This window comes from Luteimonas flava, from assembly GCF_036584485.1.
Lineage (GTDB): Bacteria > Pseudomonadota > Gammaproteobacteria > Xanthomonadales > Xanthomonadaceae > Luteimonas > Luteimonas flava.
Genome location: NZ_JAZHBM010000002.1, coordinates 731409 through 747324 on the forward strand (window position 1 = coordinate 731409; position 15916 = coordinate 747324).

13 protein-coding genes are annotated in these 15916 nt (G+C 68.8%); 6 read left to right on the forward strand and 7 right to left on the reverse strand.

Features of this window, described 5'->3' with window-relative positions:
* Positions 1-22: 22 nt before the first annotated feature.
* Positions 23-787 (reverse strand): glycosyltransferase family 2 protein, encoded by a 765-nt coding sequence (locus V3391_RS10350; protein WP_332078326.1) that lies wholly within the window; start codon positions 785-787, stop codon positions 23-25.
* Between the two features lie 96 nt (positions 788-883).
* Here V3391_RS10350 and V3391_RS10355 point away from each other — a divergent pair, with 96 nt between their 5' ends.
* A complete protein-coding gene (locus V3391_RS10355) occupies positions 884-1810 on the forward strand; it encodes a glycosyltransferase family 2 protein (RefSeq protein WP_332078327.1) in 927 nt (308 codons plus the stop codon).
* 15 nt (positions 1811-1825) lie between these two features.
* On the opposite strand, the gene V3391_RS10360 is transcribed toward V3391_RS10355, so the two are convergent.
* The 5 genes from V3391_RS10360 to V3391_RS10380 form a co-directional block, all read right to left on the reverse strand.
* A complete protein-coding gene (locus V3391_RS10360; protein WP_332078328.1) occupies positions 1826-3376 on the reverse strand; it encodes a PH domain-containing protein in 1551 nt (516 codons plus the stop codon).
* Entirely contained in the window at positions 3363-3899 is a 537-nt protein-coding gene (locus tag V3391_RS10365; protein ID WP_332078329.1) for a PH domain-containing protein, read from the reverse strand. The genes V3391_RS10360 and V3391_RS10365 overlap by 14 nt, the downstream gene beginning before the upstream one ends.
* Positions 3900-3930: 31 nt before the next feature.
* Positions 3931-4851 carry a lauroyl acyltransferase gene (locus V3391_RS10370; protein WP_332078330.1) on the reverse strand — a complete coding sequence of 307 codons (921 nt, stop codon included), beginning with the start codon at positions 4849-4851 and terminating at the stop codon, positions 3931-3933.
* A 761-nt stretch (positions 4852-5612) separates the two neighbouring features.
* Complete coding sequence (locus V3391_RS10375) at positions 5613-5762, reverse strand: hypothetical protein (RefSeq protein ID WP_332078331.1); 150 nt, start codon at positions 5760-5762, stop codon at positions 5613-5615.
* Positions 5763-5772: 10 nt separating this feature from the next.
* Complete coding sequence (locus V3391_RS10380) at positions 5773-6639, reverse strand: outer membrane protein assembly factor BamD (RefSeq protein WP_332078332.1); 867 nt, start codon at positions 6637-6639, stop codon at positions 5773-5775.
* Between the two features lie 90 nt (positions 6640-6729).
* Between V3391_RS10380 and rluD the strand changes: the two genes are divergently transcribed.
* Together rluD and pgeF are read left to right on the forward strand one after the other, a co-directional pair.
* Complete coding sequence (gene rluD, locus V3391_RS10385; RefSeq protein WP_332078333.1) at positions 6730-7719, forward strand: 23S rRNA pseudouridine(1911/1915/1917) synthase RluD; 990 nt, start codon at positions 6730-6732, stop codon at positions 7717-7719.
* The gene (gene pgeF / locus V3391_RS10390) at positions 7716-8480 is read left to right on the forward strand and encodes a peptidoglycan editing factor PgeF (protein ID WP_332078334.1); all 765 of its coding nucleotides are present in this window, start codon (positions 7716-7718) and stop codon (positions 8478-8480) included. Before rluD ends, pgeF begins: the two co-directional genes overlap by 4 nt.
* A gap of 186 nt (positions 8481-8666) precedes the next feature.
* Here the strand turns inward: pgeF and V3391_RS10395 are convergent, their stop codons facing one another.
* Entirely contained in the window at positions 8667-11114 is a 2448-nt protein-coding gene (locus V3391_RS10395; RefSeq protein ID WP_332078335.1) for a TonB-dependent receptor plug domain-containing protein, read from the reverse strand.
* 227 nt (positions 11115-11341) lie between these two features.
* On the opposite strand from V3391_RS10395, the gene V3391_RS10400 reads away from it, so the two are divergent.
* From V3391_RS10400 to V3391_RS10410, 3 genes are all read left to right on the forward strand, one after another.
* On the forward strand, positions 11342-11824 hold the full coding sequence (locus V3391_RS10400; protein ID WP_332078336.1) for a DUF3574 domain-containing protein: 483 nt from the start codon (positions 11342-11344) through the stop codon (positions 11822-11824).
* A gap of 26 nt (positions 11825-11850) precedes the next feature.
* Positions 11851-14121 (forward strand): TonB-dependent receptor, encoded by a 2271-nt coding sequence (locus tag V3391_RS10405; RefSeq protein ID WP_332078337.1) that lies wholly within the window; start codon positions 11851-11853, stop codon positions 14119-14121.
* A 175-nt stretch (positions 14122-14296) separates the two neighbouring features.
* Positions 14297-15910: a SulP family inorganic anion transporter gene (locus V3391_RS10410; RefSeq protein WP_332078338.1), complete on the forward strand. Its 1614-nt coding sequence runs from the start codon at positions 14297-14299 to the stop codon at positions 15908-15910.
* Positions 15911-15916 lie beyond the last annotated feature (6 nt).

Here is a 15916-nt window from a genome sequence, read left to right on the forward strand (position 1 = left end):
GCCCGCGGGGGCGCGCGCCTGGTCAGGACAGATCGCGCAACCGCCGGTACTTCTCCAGCACGTAATCGGCCTGCGCCCTGTGGAAGCGCCAGCCCGGCGCGCCATCGAGAAACGCGCCGCGCAGCAGGTACTGCTTGAGCAGATAGGCCGCCGCATGCAGCGGGCCGTCGAGCGCGTGTGCGCGTTTGCCGGCATCGCGCCGCTGCTGCGCCCACAGCGCGGCGTACTTCGACAGCTTGGCGACGTGCTCGGCATGGCTGCGCGAGGTGTCGTGTTCGAAGTCGGCGTCGAGCTTCGCGACCGTCTTGCCTTCGAGATCCGGACGTTCGTGCACCTGCGACGGCAGATAACGCCAGCCCGCGCGCACCAGACGCTCCATCGGTTCGCCGCCGCGCAGGCGATGGCCGAGGAACCAGTTGCGACGGGTCAGCAACCAGGCGTCGGCGGTCTCGACACGCCCGTCCGCGAACAACGCGCGGATCTTTTCGTCGGTGCCCGGCGACAGCCATTCGTCGGCATCGAGCAGCAGCAGCCAGTCGTGCACGGCCAGCGTGTTGGCGAAGGTTTTCTGCGCCGCATAGCCCAGCCAGTCCTGCTGCACGACCCGGGCGCCGTGCGCGGTGGCGACGGCGACGGTGTCGTCGGTCGAATCGGAATCGACCACGATCAGCTCGGCGCACAGGCCGCGCATCGAATCGAGGCAGCGGCCGATACGGTCGCCCTCGTTCTTGGCGATGACGACGCCGGAGATCGGCAGCGGCGCGGTGGCGGGTACAGGATTGGACATGCCGAGATTGTCGCCGATCGCGCCGGCCGCGTCCGGATGCGGCGGGGCGCGTTGTTATGATGCCGGCGCCGCATGCGCGGCGACGCCCCGATGTCCATGACCGCTTCCGTCCGTCCCACCGTCAGCGTGCTCGTCTCGAGCTACAACTACGCCGCGTTCGTCGTCGAGGCGATCGAGTCGGTGCTCGCGCAGACGGAACCCGCGCTGGAAGTCATCATCGTCGACGACGGTTCGCGCGACGGCTCGCCCGAGCTGCTGCGCCAGCACTACGGCACGCATCCGAAGGTCACGGTGATCGAGCAGGCCAACGGCGGCCAGCTGCAGGCGTGGATCACCGGCTTCGCGCAGGCGCGCGGCGACATCGTCGCGCTGCTCGATTCCGACGACCGCTGGAATCCCGACTACCTGCAACGCATCGTCGACGTCTACGCCGCGCGGCCGGAAGTCGATTTCGTCTACACGAACATGCAGCTGTTCGGCGATCTCGACGAACCGATGTTCAAGCCCGGTCCGGATCGCGACCTCGGCCTGTCGATCCTGCTCAACGCCTATTACCATCGCTTTCAGGGCGCGGCGACGTCGGCGGTGAGCCTGCGCAGCACGTTGATGGCACGACTGCTGACACTGCCACCCGAACGCGCCGCCGACTGGCTCTCGCGGCCGGACGACTGCATCGTCTATGGCGCCGACATCCTCGGCGCGCACAAGGTCTACCTGTCCGACACCCTGGTCGGCCATCGAGAGCACGGCAGCAATGCGCTCAAATCCTTCGGGCCATCGCCGCTGCGCGTGTATCGCCACGTCGTCGGCAGCGAACGCATGCTCGAGTTCTATCGCCAGCAGGCCGGCATCACGCCGCGCTGGTTGCGCATGGCCAAGGCCGAATTCCGCACCAAGCCCGCGCCGACGTTCTGGGAGCTGCGCGCCTACAGCTGGCTGCTGTTCCAGGCGCCGATGCCGCTGACCAAGCGCATCGAGCACTGGGTCGGCATGGTCTCGCACTACTTCAAGTCGCGCCGCTGATCGCGGCGCATTGATTCACCAACGCAGCGGTCGCCTCGCGATCGCCTGCGCGAGCGTGGCGTGGATGCGCTCGGCATCGTCCAGTGACAGGAAGCGCAGCCGCAGCGGGGTGGTCAGCGGATTGGCGCCTGCGGTGTCGAGCCACACCGAGGCCATGCCGAAGCGTCGGTCGAGCGGCGACTGGCGCAGTTCGACGGCCTGCAGCTTGCCGAGTTCGGCGAAGCGCCAGGTGCGCGACCACCAGCCTTCGCGTACCGCGACCAAGGCATCGTCGACCGCGTAGCCGGCGCGCGCGGCGTGGCGGCGGGCGACGAACATCGACCACGGCAGCCACAGCAGGCCCAGCGCGCCCCACCACTGGAAGAACCAGGCCAGCGCGGCGCACAGGCCGATGGTCACGAACAGATCGCCGAGCATCAGCCGCTGCCAGGCGCGTGGATGCAGTGGCTGCCAGTGCTGCGGCGGCCACGACGGCAGCAGCGCGATGTCGCGCACGATCGCATCGCAGGTGTCCGGCGGCGCGATCGGCGCGAGGGCATCGAGCCCGCGCTGCGCGTTCGCGTTGCCCTGGCCGTCGCCGGTGCGCGCGCTGGCGGTGTCGATCTCCAGCGTGCGCCGCGCGAACAGGCGGTGCAGGACGCCTTCCTGTTGCGTCCAGGCCTGGATGCGCCGACGCGGCACGCTGCTCCGCGAGCGACCCAGCAGGCCGCGCTCGACGGTCAGGCGTCGCCCCTGCCGCTGCAGACGGAACCCGTGGTAGCGCAGCAGCGACAGCAGCACCGAGAACGCGCGGATCAGCACCAGCGCCGTCGCGACGACGCCCATCAGCACCAGGCCTTTGGCCATCCACGTCGTTGCGAAGCCGCTGGCGTAGCCGAAGGCCTCGCGGCCGTACTCGACCAGCAATCGCCCCATCGCGCGCTCGGGCATGACCTGGAACGACAGTGCGACCGCGCCGGCGACGACGATTAGCCCGCGGTTCGAGATCAGGCCGAGCTTGACCACTTCCCAGGTCGACAGCGCCAGCAGCGTGGTGCCCTCGGGCGCGGCGAGCGGTGTGCCATCGGGCGCGGCAACTGCTGCATCGGCGCGGCCGCGATCGCGGATCAGCTGTTCGAGCGCCAGCGCCTCGGACATGCGCAGCACGCGCATCTGCGCTTCGGGTTTGGTGCCGCCGGCCGACTCGAGTCGCACTTCGGCGACGCCCATCAGGCGATGCAGCAGGGTCTGGTGGATGGCGACGTTGTGGATGCGCGAATAGGGAATCTGCCGGACGCTGCGCTCGAGCAGGCCGCTGCGCACGATCAGCCGGTCGTCGTCGATGCGGTAGCGGAACGTCAGGTACTGCCACACCGACACGACCACCAGCGCGCCGACGCCGATCATCGGCAGCCACCACGGATAGCCGTCGTCGCGGCGGCCGCCGGCGAACAGCAGCACCGCCAGCGGCACGATGAACTGCCGCAGGTTCTGCAGCAGCACGAACAGCCACGAGCCCGGATGCAGGCGGCGCTCGTGGTCCTCGGGCAGCAGCGCCTGTGGCGCGGCCGGCTCAGGCGTCGTCATGGTCGTCGTCGCGGGCGGCGCGCGCGGCCAGCGTGTCGCGCAGGCGTTCGGCCTCTTCGAAGTCCAGGCCAGACAGCGACAGCGCGCTGTTGCGGGTGCCGGCGGTGTGCACGATCAGCGTCGCCAGTCCGAATGCGCGCTCCAGCGGCCCGCGGCGCACGTCGAGATGCTGCACGCGATTGCCGGGCACGCGCGTGTCGCTGCGCCACATGTGCCCGCGGCGCACGCCGAAGCCGTCGTCGTCGAGCCGCCAGCGCGTGCGCAGCCAGCGCCGGCGCGCGATCCACACCGTCCATGCCGGAATCACCAGCAGCAGGCCACCGGCGATCGCGAACGACAGCGGCTGGCGATCGGCGGCGATCAGGCCGACGCCGAGTGCGATCGCGAGTGGAATCAGGGTGCCGATCAAGGTCGCGATCGTCGCCAGCGTGCGCGCCCGCAGCGGCAGCGGCTGCCAGACGTCGGTTTCGACCTGCGGCGCCGGCAGCGCCGGCTCGACGGGCAGCGGCGGCGGTGTGGACACGGGGTCTTCGCTGGGGATCATCGGCGCGTGCTCATCGTCGACGTTCGAGGTCGAGATAGGGGTTGTCGTCACCCGAGCCGGATGGCCGGGCCTTGTAGCGTTTGTAGGTCCACTGGTACTGCGCCGGATCGCGCCGCGCGATGTGTTCGACGCCGGCGTTGAGCGCGGTGGTCGCGCGGACCAGATCGGCATCGGCGATCGCGGGATGCGCGGGTTCGATACGCAGCGCGAAGTCGGGACCATCGCCGATGCGTTCGCAATAGGCGAACAGCACGGTCGCACCGGTGCGCTCGGCCAGGCGCGAGGCCAGCGTCATCGTCAGTGCGGGCATGCCGAAGAACGGCGCGAACTCGCCGTCGCCGGCCTTGGGCTGCTGGTCGGGCAGGATGCCGACCACGCCGCCGTCCTTGAGCGTCTTCCACAACTGGCGCACGGCCGGGCCTTCGGCCCGCACCTGGCGCACACGGTCGCCCGCCCCGGCACGCACGCGGCGCAGGAAGGCCTCGCCGACCGCCGAATCCGGCGCGCGGTAGAGGATCGAGATCGGCGTGCGCGCGGCCAGCCACTGGTTGAGCAGTTCCCAGTTGCCGTAGTGCGGCGCGCAGACGATCAGGCCGCGGCCATCGGCCAGTGCCGCGTCAAACAGGCCGACGCCGTGCTGCTCGCGCAGCATCCGCAGATTGCGCGCATGCGGACGGGTCCACAGGCGCAGCGTTTCCAGCGTCTGCAGCGCGGTCGTACGCAGGATCGCCTGCTGCAGCGCCGCGCGTTCGTCTTCGGTCAGTTCGGGATAGGCGAGTTCGAGATTGCGCAGCGCGACCCGGCTCTCGCGGCTGCCCGTCAGTCGCCCGAGCGCAGCAACCGCGCCGGCGATCCCGCGCAACACCGGCGCCGGCAGTGCGCCGACGAGAGTGGCGAGCAGATACAGAATGCGTGCGATCAGATCCGGCATGCCCGAAGTCTAGGCGGTGTCGCGCGGGTGGGGATAGGTGCCGGAAGTCGGCGTTGCTTCAACGTTCTCTTCGCACGTGTACCGCTGGGCGGACGCTGTCGCGTCGCGCGGGCTGTTTGCGGTGTGCTTGATCCGGCTCGGGCTCGGGCTCCGGCTCCGGCTCTGGTTTTGGCTTTGGCTTTGGCTTTGGCCTTGGCTTTGGCCTTGGCTTTCGCGCTTGCTTCTGCTTCGGCTTTTCGCCTTGCTCTTGATCTCAATCGAGCCGTAAAGCGAGCCGAGCATCGCAGGACGACGGGGTCGTAGAGCAGCCCATGTCTGAGCGCAGCGAGTTTGGGCTGCGTGCCCCGTCGACCGAGAAGCGCAGGGGACCGGCACGGCGCAGCCGTGTCGGATCGCGTCCGGCGAAGACGGTTTTGCTTACTTTTGCCAAGACAAAAGTAAGCCGCGCGACAGCGCGGAAGCCCTGTCTTTGATCTTCGCTCTGAGAGCAATTCGCTTGGCGATAGAAAAGTCCAACGCCAAGGCTGAGAGGCGAGAGCAAGTGCAAGGCTTTCGCCCGCTGCGCGTGCGAGTTCCTTTTGGATGGACCCAAAAGGAACCAAAAGGTCCCTTCGCCGGGCGCGAGCCGATGCGGTGAAGCCGCATCGGTGCCCTCCGCTCCTCGCCTGACGCGGCACGCAGCCCAAACTCGCTTCGCTCAGACATGGGCTGCTCTTCGGCCACGCCAGGCTCCGGTGCTCGGCTCGCTCTACGGCTCGCTTTCAGATCAAAAGCTGGAAGCCAAAGCCAAAGCCAAAGCCAAAGCCAAAGCCAAAGCCAAAGCCAGAGCCAGAGCCAGAGCCAGAGCCAGAGCCAAAGCGCCGCAGATGGCGCAACGCAAAACGCCGCCCGAAGGCGGCGTTTTCATCCAACAACCAGCAATCAGTCGCGGTCGTTGTCGATCGCGGTGCGCTCGCTGGCGAACGGGTTGAGGCGGCGGATCTTCCACGGCTCGTTCGGCCACTTGCCGGTCAGCGACGGGTGGTCGGGCTCGTTCTGCTCGAGCACGCGACGGGCGTCGGCGGCCAGGGCGTCGTTGCCGAGGTTGGCGTAGCTCGCGGCGAGCAGCGCGACCGCGTCGTTCTGGTACTCGCTCTGCGGGTAGGTCTCGAGCAGGTAGGTCGCGCGCTGCGCGGCAGCTACGTAGGCCTCGCGGCGCAGGTAGTACAGGCCGGTCTCGATCTCGTGGCGCGCGAAGGTGTTGCGCAGCGTCGCCATGCGATTGCGCGCATCGGCGGCGTAGCGGCTGTTCGGGTAGCGGTCGGTCACGGTGTTGAAGTCCGCGTAGGCCTGGTTGGGCGAGGCGAGATCGCGACGGCTGCTGTCCAGGCTCCACACGCGCTGCAGGAACACCGTGTCGCGGTTGGAGTTCACCAGGCCGCGCAGGTAGTACATGTAGGGGATGTTGCGATGCGTGGGATAGGTGCGGATGAAGCGGTCGATGCCCGAGATCGCTTCCTCGTTGTTGCCCATCTTGTAGTTGGCGTACGCGGTCTCGACCAGCGCCTGCTCGGTGTAGGGGCCGTAGGGGTACTGGGCGACGAGGCGGCGGAACGACGTGGCGCCGTTGCTCCAGTTGCCCTTGCGCATCGAATCGTGGCCCTTCTGGTAGAGCTCGGCGACGGGCACGCCCTCGTTCTCGTCGTCCTTGGTGTTGCGGGAGCAGCCCGCGGCGACCATGACGACCAGCAGCAGAAGCATCGAAGTGCGGGCCAGGGCGCGGATCGGCGAGGCGAGGCGTGGGGTCATGGGGGCAATTGGGCGTATGGGCACGAACCGCGGATAATAACAGTCCGGGCGGATCGCCCGGCTTTCCCCGCCTGAACCCGAGCCGTCCCGATGCAGCAAGACCCCAGCGACCACCCCGACCACCGCACCGCCACGGTGCCGGATGCCGCGGCAGGGCGCCGTTTTGACGCCGTGCTCGCCGAGCTCTTCCCCCAGTTCTCCCGCTCCAAGCTGACCACCTGGATCAAGTCCGGCGAGGTGCTGCTGAACGGTGAAGTGCCGCGCCCGCGCGACGCGGTGGTGGGCGGCGAGACCGTCAGCCTGAACGTCGTGCTCGACACCCAGACCACGGCCGAGCCGCAGGACATCCCGCTGTCGGTGCTGTTCGAGGACGACCAGGTGATCGTGGTCGACAAGCCGGCCGGGCTGGTCGTGCACCCGGGCGCCGGCAATTACGACGGCACCCTGGTCAACGCGCTGCTGTTTCGCGACGCCTCGCTGGCGACGCTGCCGCGTGCGGGCATCGTGCACCGGCTGGACAAGGACACCTCGGGCGTCATGGTGGTCGCGCGCACGCTTGAAGCGCACAACGCGCTGGTCGAACAGCTCTCGGCCCGTGACGTGCATCGCCAGTACCTGGCCGTCGTGGTCGGCGCGCTGGTTTCGGGTGGCACCGCGGATGCGCCGATCGACCGCCACCCGCGCGACCGCCTGCGCATGGGCGTGCGCGAGGACGGCCGCGAAGCCGTCACCCATTACCGCCTGCGCGAGCGCTTCCGCGCGCACACCGCGCTCGAATGTCGGCTCGAAACCGGCCGCACGCACCAGATCCGCGTGCACATGGCGCATCTGCGGCATTCGATCCTCGGCGATCCGCTCTACGGCGGTTCGCTGAAGCTGCCCAAGGGCGCGTCGGACGAGATGATCGCGACGCTGCGCGGTTTCCGGCGCCAGGCGCTGCACGCCGAGACGCTGGAGTTCAAGCATCCGGTCACCGGCGAGGCCGTGCGCTGCAGCGCGCCGATGCCCGAAGACATGCAGGTCCTGCTGAGAGTGCTGCGTGCGGACGCGATCCAGCACGCGGAGATGGGCCGCCGGTGAGTGCGCTGCTGCACGCCGACTGGCCCGCGCCGCGTGGCGTGCGCGCGCTGACGACGCTGCGCCACGGCGCCGGCGTGTCGCAGGCCCCGTTCGACAGTTTCAATCTCGGCAACCATCGCAGCGCCGCCGGTGACGCGCCGGAGGCGGTCGCGCGCAATCGCGAGGCGCTGGTCGACATCGCCGGCCTGCCATCACCGTCGCACTGGCTGCAGCAGGTGCACGGCGTCGAGGTCGCGCGCTTCGTTGCGCCGGCGGGCGTAGCGCAGCAGGCGCTGGTCGAAGCCGATGCATCGGTCACATCGGAGCCGGGCGTGGTCCTCGCGATCCTGACCGCCGATTGCCTGCCCGTGGTGTTCGCCGCCGATGACGGCAGCGAAATCGGCGCCGCGCATGCGGGCTGGCGTGGACTCGCAGCCGGCGTGCTCGAAGCGACGGTCGCGGCGATGCGGACGTCGCCGGCGCAGCTGCGGGTGTGGCTGGGGCCGGCAGCGGGACCGGTGTCCTACGAGGTTGGGGCGGAGGTGCGCGATGCGTTCGTCGCGGGCGATCCGGGCGCGGAGGCTGCGTTCGTTGCAACACGCGACGGGCATTGGCGCGTTGATCTGTACGCGCTGGCGCGGCGGCGACTGGAAGCGGTCGGAATCCGCGGCGATGCGATCCATGGCGGCGACCGCGACACGATCGCCGAATCCGAAGCGTTCTTCTCGCATCGTCGGGATGCGCGCACGGGGCGGATTGCGACGCTGGTGTGGATGGCCTGAGGCTTCGCAATCTCTTTCGCGAAATACAGTTGGCACAGCACCTCTCCCTCCGGGAGAGGTCGACGCGCAAAGCGCGTCGGGTGAGGGTGAGCTCTACTGGAATGTGTGGAAGAGCGCCCTCATCCGCCCTCCGGGCACCTTCCCCCAGAGGGGGAAGGGCACACGCGATGATTCGCCAAGCCGACCTCAGAACGCGTACCGTACCCGCGTGTAGTAATACGCGCCGCTGCTGCCGATGCCCGACAGCACGTCGTAGGGCAGGTTGCCGAAGTAGAAGATGTCTTCGTTCGAAAGATCCGCATACTCGTCGGTCAGGTTCTGGCCGCCGATGGCGAGCGTCCACCTGTCGCCGAGGCGCACTTCGGCCTCCGCGTCGAGCTGCCACTTCGCGCCGTAGACCTGCTCGGGTTCGAAGCCACCGCCGAAGTTGAAGACGCGCTTGGTGCTGCCGTGGCGGGTCACGCGCGTGAGCAGATTCCAGGTGTCGTTGCCCCAGCTTCCGGTGAACGCCGAGCGCGTGCGCGGCGCGGCATCGGTCAGCGTGTTGCTTTCCTCGACGCCGAACAGCACCGCGTCGGGCACCACCGCCGACAGCGCCGCCGGGGTCGCGACGATGCGCTTGATCTCGGTGTCGGCGTAGCTCCAGGTGCCGGTCAGCAGCAGCGAGCCGCCGGCCAGCGGATGACGCCAGTTGGCGACGGCCTCGGCGCCGCGCGTGCGCGTGTCGGCGGCGTTGGTGAAGAAGCTGACGCTCTGCACACCCGGCACGCCGAATTCGGCGTCGATGAAGTCGGTCAGCGCATCGCTGGTGATCGCTTCCGACAGCGCGACGCGATCGTCGATGTCGATCTGGAACAGGTCCAGCGAGAAATCGAAATTCTCACCGACGCGGCTGGTGAAGCCGAGGCTCGCATTGATCGACTGTTCGGGCGTGAGGTCGGTCGCGCCGAGCGCGCGGGCGATCGGGTTGTTGACCGACAGCAGTCGGCTCTGGATCAGCTGGCCGGCGGCGTTGTAGCCGGTGCCGGTGGATTCGTAACCGATCTGGCCGAGCGACGGCGCACGGAAGTTCTTCGACAGCGCGCCGCGCAGCGCGAACGCCGGCACGAACTCGTAGCGCGCGGCGAGCTTGCCGGTCACTTCGCCGCCGAAATCGCTGTAGCGCTCGTAGCGCACCGCGGCATCCGTGCTGAGCTTCTCGCCGAAGCTGCTCGACACGCTGGCATAGACGCTGGCGACATCGCGGTCGAGATCGGCTTCGTCCTGCGGGGTCAGGCCGCCACCGGCCTGCGAACCGGTCGGGCGATCGGTGAACGGACCGGCCGCGTAGCTCGCCGGATCGCCGGCGCCGGTCTCGTAGTGTTCGACGCGGAACTCCACGCCGGTGGCGAAGGTGTGCAGGTTGTCGCCCTGCGCGAACAGGCGGCTGACGTCGACGTTGGCCAGCGTCTGGTCGAATGCGTAGTCGCCGGTCTTGAAGCGCGTCGGGCTGGACGGGCCGAGCGAGGCGTTGATCGAATCGCGCAGGCGATAGGTGAATTCGTTGCGGCCGTGGTTGAGGCTGGCGTCGACGTCCCAGTCGCCCCACTGCGTGCGCACACCGGCGACGCCGGCGACATCGAGGTTCTCGCCGATCGACACCGGCCGGAAGCCGTTGGGATACACCTCGAGCCAGTTCGCTTCGCCGTCGGGGTAGCGGAAATAGTTGGCGCCTTCGGTGTCGCGCTGGTTGTAGGTGCCGAACGCGTAGAACGTCGCGGCGTCGCCGAGGGCGATCTCGGTGTTGAGCCAACCGTTGATGTCCTTGGCCGCGCCGTTGCCGTGGTGGTAGTTGCGCTGGCCCTGCAGGGCGAGATTGCGCGGCGTCTGGTCCCACGGCGGGATCTGGTCGAAACCGGCGCGGTTGGTCGGCGAGAGTTCCTTGTATTCCAGGCCCACGCGCAGGAACCCGTCATCGCCGAGCGCGGTGCCCACCTTCGCCGCGAGCGAAGCGCTCTGGCCGTCGGTGATGCGCTGGTCGGTCGGCTCGAACTTCGTGTGGTGCGCGCCGTAGCTGGCTTCGATCGCGCCGCCATCGCCGCCGTCGTCGAGGATGATGTTGATCACGCCCGCGACCGCATCGGCGCCGTACTGCGCGCCCGCGCCGTCGCGCAGCACTTCGATGCGCTTGATCGCGCTGAGCGGAATCGCGTTGAAGTCGACCGGCGTCGTGCCGCGGCCGACCTTCGAACCCGTGGTCACCAGCGACGACACGTGCCGGCGCTTGCCGTTGACCAGCACCAGCACCTGGTCCGGCGAGAGGCCACGCAGCTGCGCGGCGCGGATGTGATCGGCGCCGCCCGAGTTCGACTGGCGCGGGATGTTGAAGGACGGCAGCAGCGCCTGCAGCGCAGCGCCGAGTTCGCCGTTGACCGCGCCGGCGCGGCGCAGGTCGGCTTCGTCGAGCACGTCGATTGGCGACGTCGATTCGAGCACCGTGCGGTCGGTCGCGCGGGTGCCGGTGACGATCACCGCATCCAGGCGGGTCGCGCCGTCGGCATCGGCGGTCTGCGCGGCGGCCGGCAGGGCCAGGCCACATGCGATGGCCAGCGCCAGAGGGGTGGAGACGAGGCGGCGGGCGGACGGCATGGGCATGACGGTTCCTGGCGAAGGCGGGAAGAGGGGCGGTGCCGGGCGCCGACCTGGGGAGGGGCGACGTGACGCCCGGCACCGCGACCGCGCAGGGCGCGGCCGGTCCACCATTGGGCACGCTTCCAATTCATACGTCCATCCGGATTGAGCGATACAGTGTTGCGGCACTGCAACAATTCCCGGCCGTCCACGCCTCTAGCATGGCGGCCCCGCACTTTCCGGCCGTCGCCATGTCCCTGTTCCGTCCGTTGCTGCCGATCCTCGCCGCGTCGGCGCTCGCCGCCTGCGCCACCACGGCGCCCACGTCCGCGCCCGGCGTGCCGGAGAAGGTCGTCACCTCGGCCTACCACGGCGATGCCGCGCGGCCGGCCGAGGGCATCGGCTGGGTCCGCACCGAGCTGTACTTCGCGACCGGCCAATGGGTGTCCTCCCCCGAAGAGACCGCGGCCTCGGAGCAGCGCTGGCTCGACTTCCTCGACCGCGAAGTCACGCCGCGCTTTCCCAAGGGCCTGAGCGTGATCGACGTCTACGGCCAGTGGCTGCCGCCGGGCGCCAGCACGCCGTCGCGCCTGCGCTCCAAGGAGCTGGTGGTGCATCATCCCGATACGCCGGAGCAGGCCGCCGCGATCGAGGCCATCCGCACCGCATGGAAGCAGGAAACCGGTCATCTGTCGGTGCTGCGCTCGCAGCTGCACGCCGACGTCTCGTTCTGATCCTCCCGCGTCACCTGCCCGCCGAGGTGTTCCCCATGTCGTCCAGCCGCGCCCGCCAGACCGTGCTCCGTCCCGCCCGCCTTGCCTTCGCACTCGCGTGCGCCCTGCCGGCGACGGTCTTCGCCCAGGACGCGGCTACGCCCGCCGCCGCGCCGCAGGAACGCGCCGCCACGCTCGATGCGGTGCAGGTCACCGCGCAGCGCCGGGTGGAGAACATCCAGGACGTGCCGGTGTCGATCACCACGCTCGATGCCGAGAAGCTCGGCGTACTCGGCAGCGGCGGCACCGACATCCGGTTCCTGAGCGGTCGCGTGCCCAGCCTCAACATCGAATCGAGCTACGGCCGCGCCTTTCCGCGCTTCTACATCCGCGGTCTCGGCAATACCGACTTCGATCTCAATGCCTCGCAGCCCGTGTCGCTGATCTACGACGACGTGGTGCTGGAGAACCCGCTGCTGAAGGGCTTCCCGGTGTTCGACATCGCCGGCGTCGAAGTGCTGCGCGGCCCGCAGGGCACGCTGTTCGGCCGCAACACGCCGGCCGGCGTGGTGAAGTTCGATTCGGTGCGCCCGAGCCAGGATTTCGAGGGCTACGGCAAGCTGGCCTACGGCAGCGACAACATGTGGAACTTCGAAGGCGCGGTCGGCGGCGCGTTGACCGAGCGCTGGTCGGCGCGCGTGTCGGCGCTGTACCAGCGCCGCGACGATTCGGTGCGCAACACCCTGGCCGGCGCACCCAACGACGGCTTCGAGGGCTACGACGAATCCGCCGCGCGCGTGCAGTTCCTGTACGAAGGCGACGGCTTCGAAGGCCTGTTCAATCTGCACCGCCGCGATCTCAACGGCACCGCGCGCCTGTTCCGCGCGAACCTCGTCGAGCCGGGCAGCAACCGGTTCGTGCCGGGCTTCGATCGCGACACCGTGTCGCTGGACGGCGTCAATTTCTCCGATCTGGAGACCTGGGGCGGCAGCGCCCGTCTGCGCTGGGATTTCGGCCAGTACAGCCTGTACTCGATCACCGGTTACGAGACGCTGGAATCCTTGAATCGCGGCGACATCGACGGCGGTTACGGCGCGGCGTTCCTGCCCGATTCCGGCCCCGGTTTCATTCCGTTCTCGGCCGAGTCGGCCGACGGCATTCCCGACCACAAGCAGATCACCCAGGAAGTGCGCCTCGAGTCGAATCTCGACGGCCCCTTCGACTGGCAGGCCGGCGCGTTCTGGTTCCGCGAAGAGCTGACCGTCGACAGCCTCAATTACGACTCGCTCGCCCCCGGCAATCCGCAGACCGGCCACGCCGTGCAGGAACAGCGCAATACCGCGTGGGCGCTGTTCGCATCCGGCGAATACGACGTCAGCGACAAGCTCAAGTTGCGCGGCGGCCTGCGCTACACGCAGGACAAGAAGGATTTCAGCGCCAGCGTGCTGCAGGCGGTGCCGTTCGGCACGCCGGTCGGTGGCCCGTTCTTCGAGAACACCGATGTCGACGACATCAGCTGGGACGCGAGCGCGGTCTACGCACTCAACGACGACGTCAACGTCTACGGCCGTGTCGCCAAGGGCTTCCGCGCACCGTCGATCCAGGGCCGGCTCGCGTTCGGCGGCATCTCGGTCGCCGATTCCGAGGAAGTGATCTCGTACGAAGTCGGCATCAAGGCCGACCTGTGGGACCGCCGCGGCCGCATCGGCTTCAACCTGTTCCGCTACAACGTCGACGGCCAGCAGCTGATCGCCGTCGGCGGCGCGACCAACCAGGCAATTTTGCTCAACGCCGACAAGTCGATCGGGCAGGGCGCCGAACTCGATCTGCAAGCGTGGTTGACCGACACGCTGCTGGTGACCTGGGGCACGAGCTACAACGACACCGAGATCCGCGATCCGAACCTCGCGGTCGCGGTCTGCGGCGGCGGCTGCACCGTGACCGATCCCACCGTGAACGGCTTCGCCCTCGTCGACGGCAACTCGCTGCCGCAGGCGCCGAAGTGGATCCACAACCTCACCGCGCGCTGGGCGACGCCGGTCGGCGACGACGCCGAGTTCTACGTCTACACCGACTGGGCGTATCGCGGCCAGGTCAACTTCTTCCTCTACGAATCGCCGGAATTCCGCGGCCGCTCGACGCTGGAAGGCGGCCTGCGCGTCGGCACGAACTGGAACCAGGGCAACTACGATCTCGCCGTCTTCGGCCGCAACATCACCGACAGCACGCGCATCGTCGGCGGTATCGATTTCAACAACCTCACCGGCTTCATCAACGAACCGCGGACCTGGGGTGTGGAGTTCACGGCGAAGTTCTGAGGTGGTAGGCGCGCGTGAGGTCACCTCGCGCGCCGTAGCCGTCATTCCGGCGAAAGCCGGAATCCAATGACTTCCGCGGGGGCTCGATCCGAGCAGCCTGCCCAGCAGAAAGCAAAGACGCTGGATTCCGGCTTCCGCCGGAATGACGGAGTCGATGTTTAATTCCGGAACCCGAATGGCCGCTTCTTCTCGCACACCCCATCACGCCGCCCCCCGCTGGTTCGTCCCCGGCGACATCAACGGCTTCTTCGGCCTCGTCGTCGACAACCTCTCGATCCTAGGCTTCATCGCCGCGGCGCTGGTCGGGATCTTCGGCGTGCCGGCCGACATCGTGTTCGGGCGGATGTTCCCGGGCACGGCCTTCGGCGTGCTGGTCGGCAACCTGATGTACACGTGGATGGCGCGGCGCCTCGCGCAGCGCACCGGCCGCGACGACGTCACCGCGATGCCGCTCGGCCTCGATGCGCCGACCAGCATCGGCATGGCGCTGCTGGTACTCGGTCCCGCGTTCGTCGCGTTCCGCCAACAGGGCCTGGACGCGAACGCCGCGGGCATCGCGACCTGGCAGCTCGGCATGGCGTCGCTGGTGGTGATGGGCGCGCTGAAACTCGCGCTGTCGTTCGCAGGCGACTGGATCACCCGCGTCGTGCCGCGTGCGGCGTTGCTCGGTTCGATCGGCGGCGCGGCGCTGATGCTGCTCGGCTTCCTGCCGCTGATCGAAACGCTGCGCTCGCCGGTCGCCGGCTTCGCGACGCTCGGCCTGCTGCTGTACGTGCTGGTCGCGCGCGGTCCGGTGCCGCTGCGCCTGCCCGGCGTGCCGTTCGCTCTGCTGGTGGGGCTGGCGCTGTACTACGGGCTCGGACTCGCTGGCTTCTCGCCCGGGTTTGCATTGCCAGACGCGAGCTGGCCCGCCCCGGCGCTGCCGTGGCCGAACCTCGGCTTCGTCGACGGGTTACCGGCGACGCTGCCGTATCTGTCGCTCCTGCTGCCGTTCGGCCTGCTGATGGTCGTCGGCGGCATCAACGTCAGCGAAAGCGCGCGCGCCGCCGGTGACGACTACCGCACGCGCGACGTGCTGCTGGTCGAAGCGGTGTCGACGCTGGTCGCCGGCGTCTGCGGCGGCGTCGCGCAGACCACGCCCTACATCGGCCAGCCGGCCTACAAGCACATGGGCGCGCGCACCGGCTACACGCTGCTGACGGGCCTGTTCATCGGCATCGGCGGCATGCTCGGCCTGGTCTCGGGCCTGGTGCAGTGGTTGCCGGTCGCGGTGCTCGCGCCGATCATCGTCTTCGTCGGCATCGACATCACCGTGCAGGCCTTCCACAGCACGAAGCGCGAACACGCGATCGCGGTGTCACTGGCCTTCCTGCCGGCGATCGCCTACCTGCTCAACATCAAGTTCGGCAATCCGGCCTGGATCGATCCCGAGCGCATGGCCGCGCTGTATGCGCAGGTCGATGCCGGGCACGGTTTGCCGGAGATGGCGACGATCGTCGTGCTCGGCAACGGCTTCATCATCACCGCGATGCTGTGGGCGACCGCGCTGGTCGCGCTGGTCGACCGGCGGCCGGGCGTCGCGGTCGCCACCCTGTTCGCCGCGGCGGTCGCGACGCTGTTCGGCGTGATCCATTCGGTGCATCCGACCGGCGCGCTGGTGCTGCCGTGGCAGCTCGACGGCCTGCGCCAGGCGATCGCGTTCCAGTTCGCGGCGGCCTACGCGGTGCTGGCGGTACTGATGGGCCTGCTGTCGCTGCAACGGCAAGCGAAGCCGGTGACCCCGGACTGATCGAAG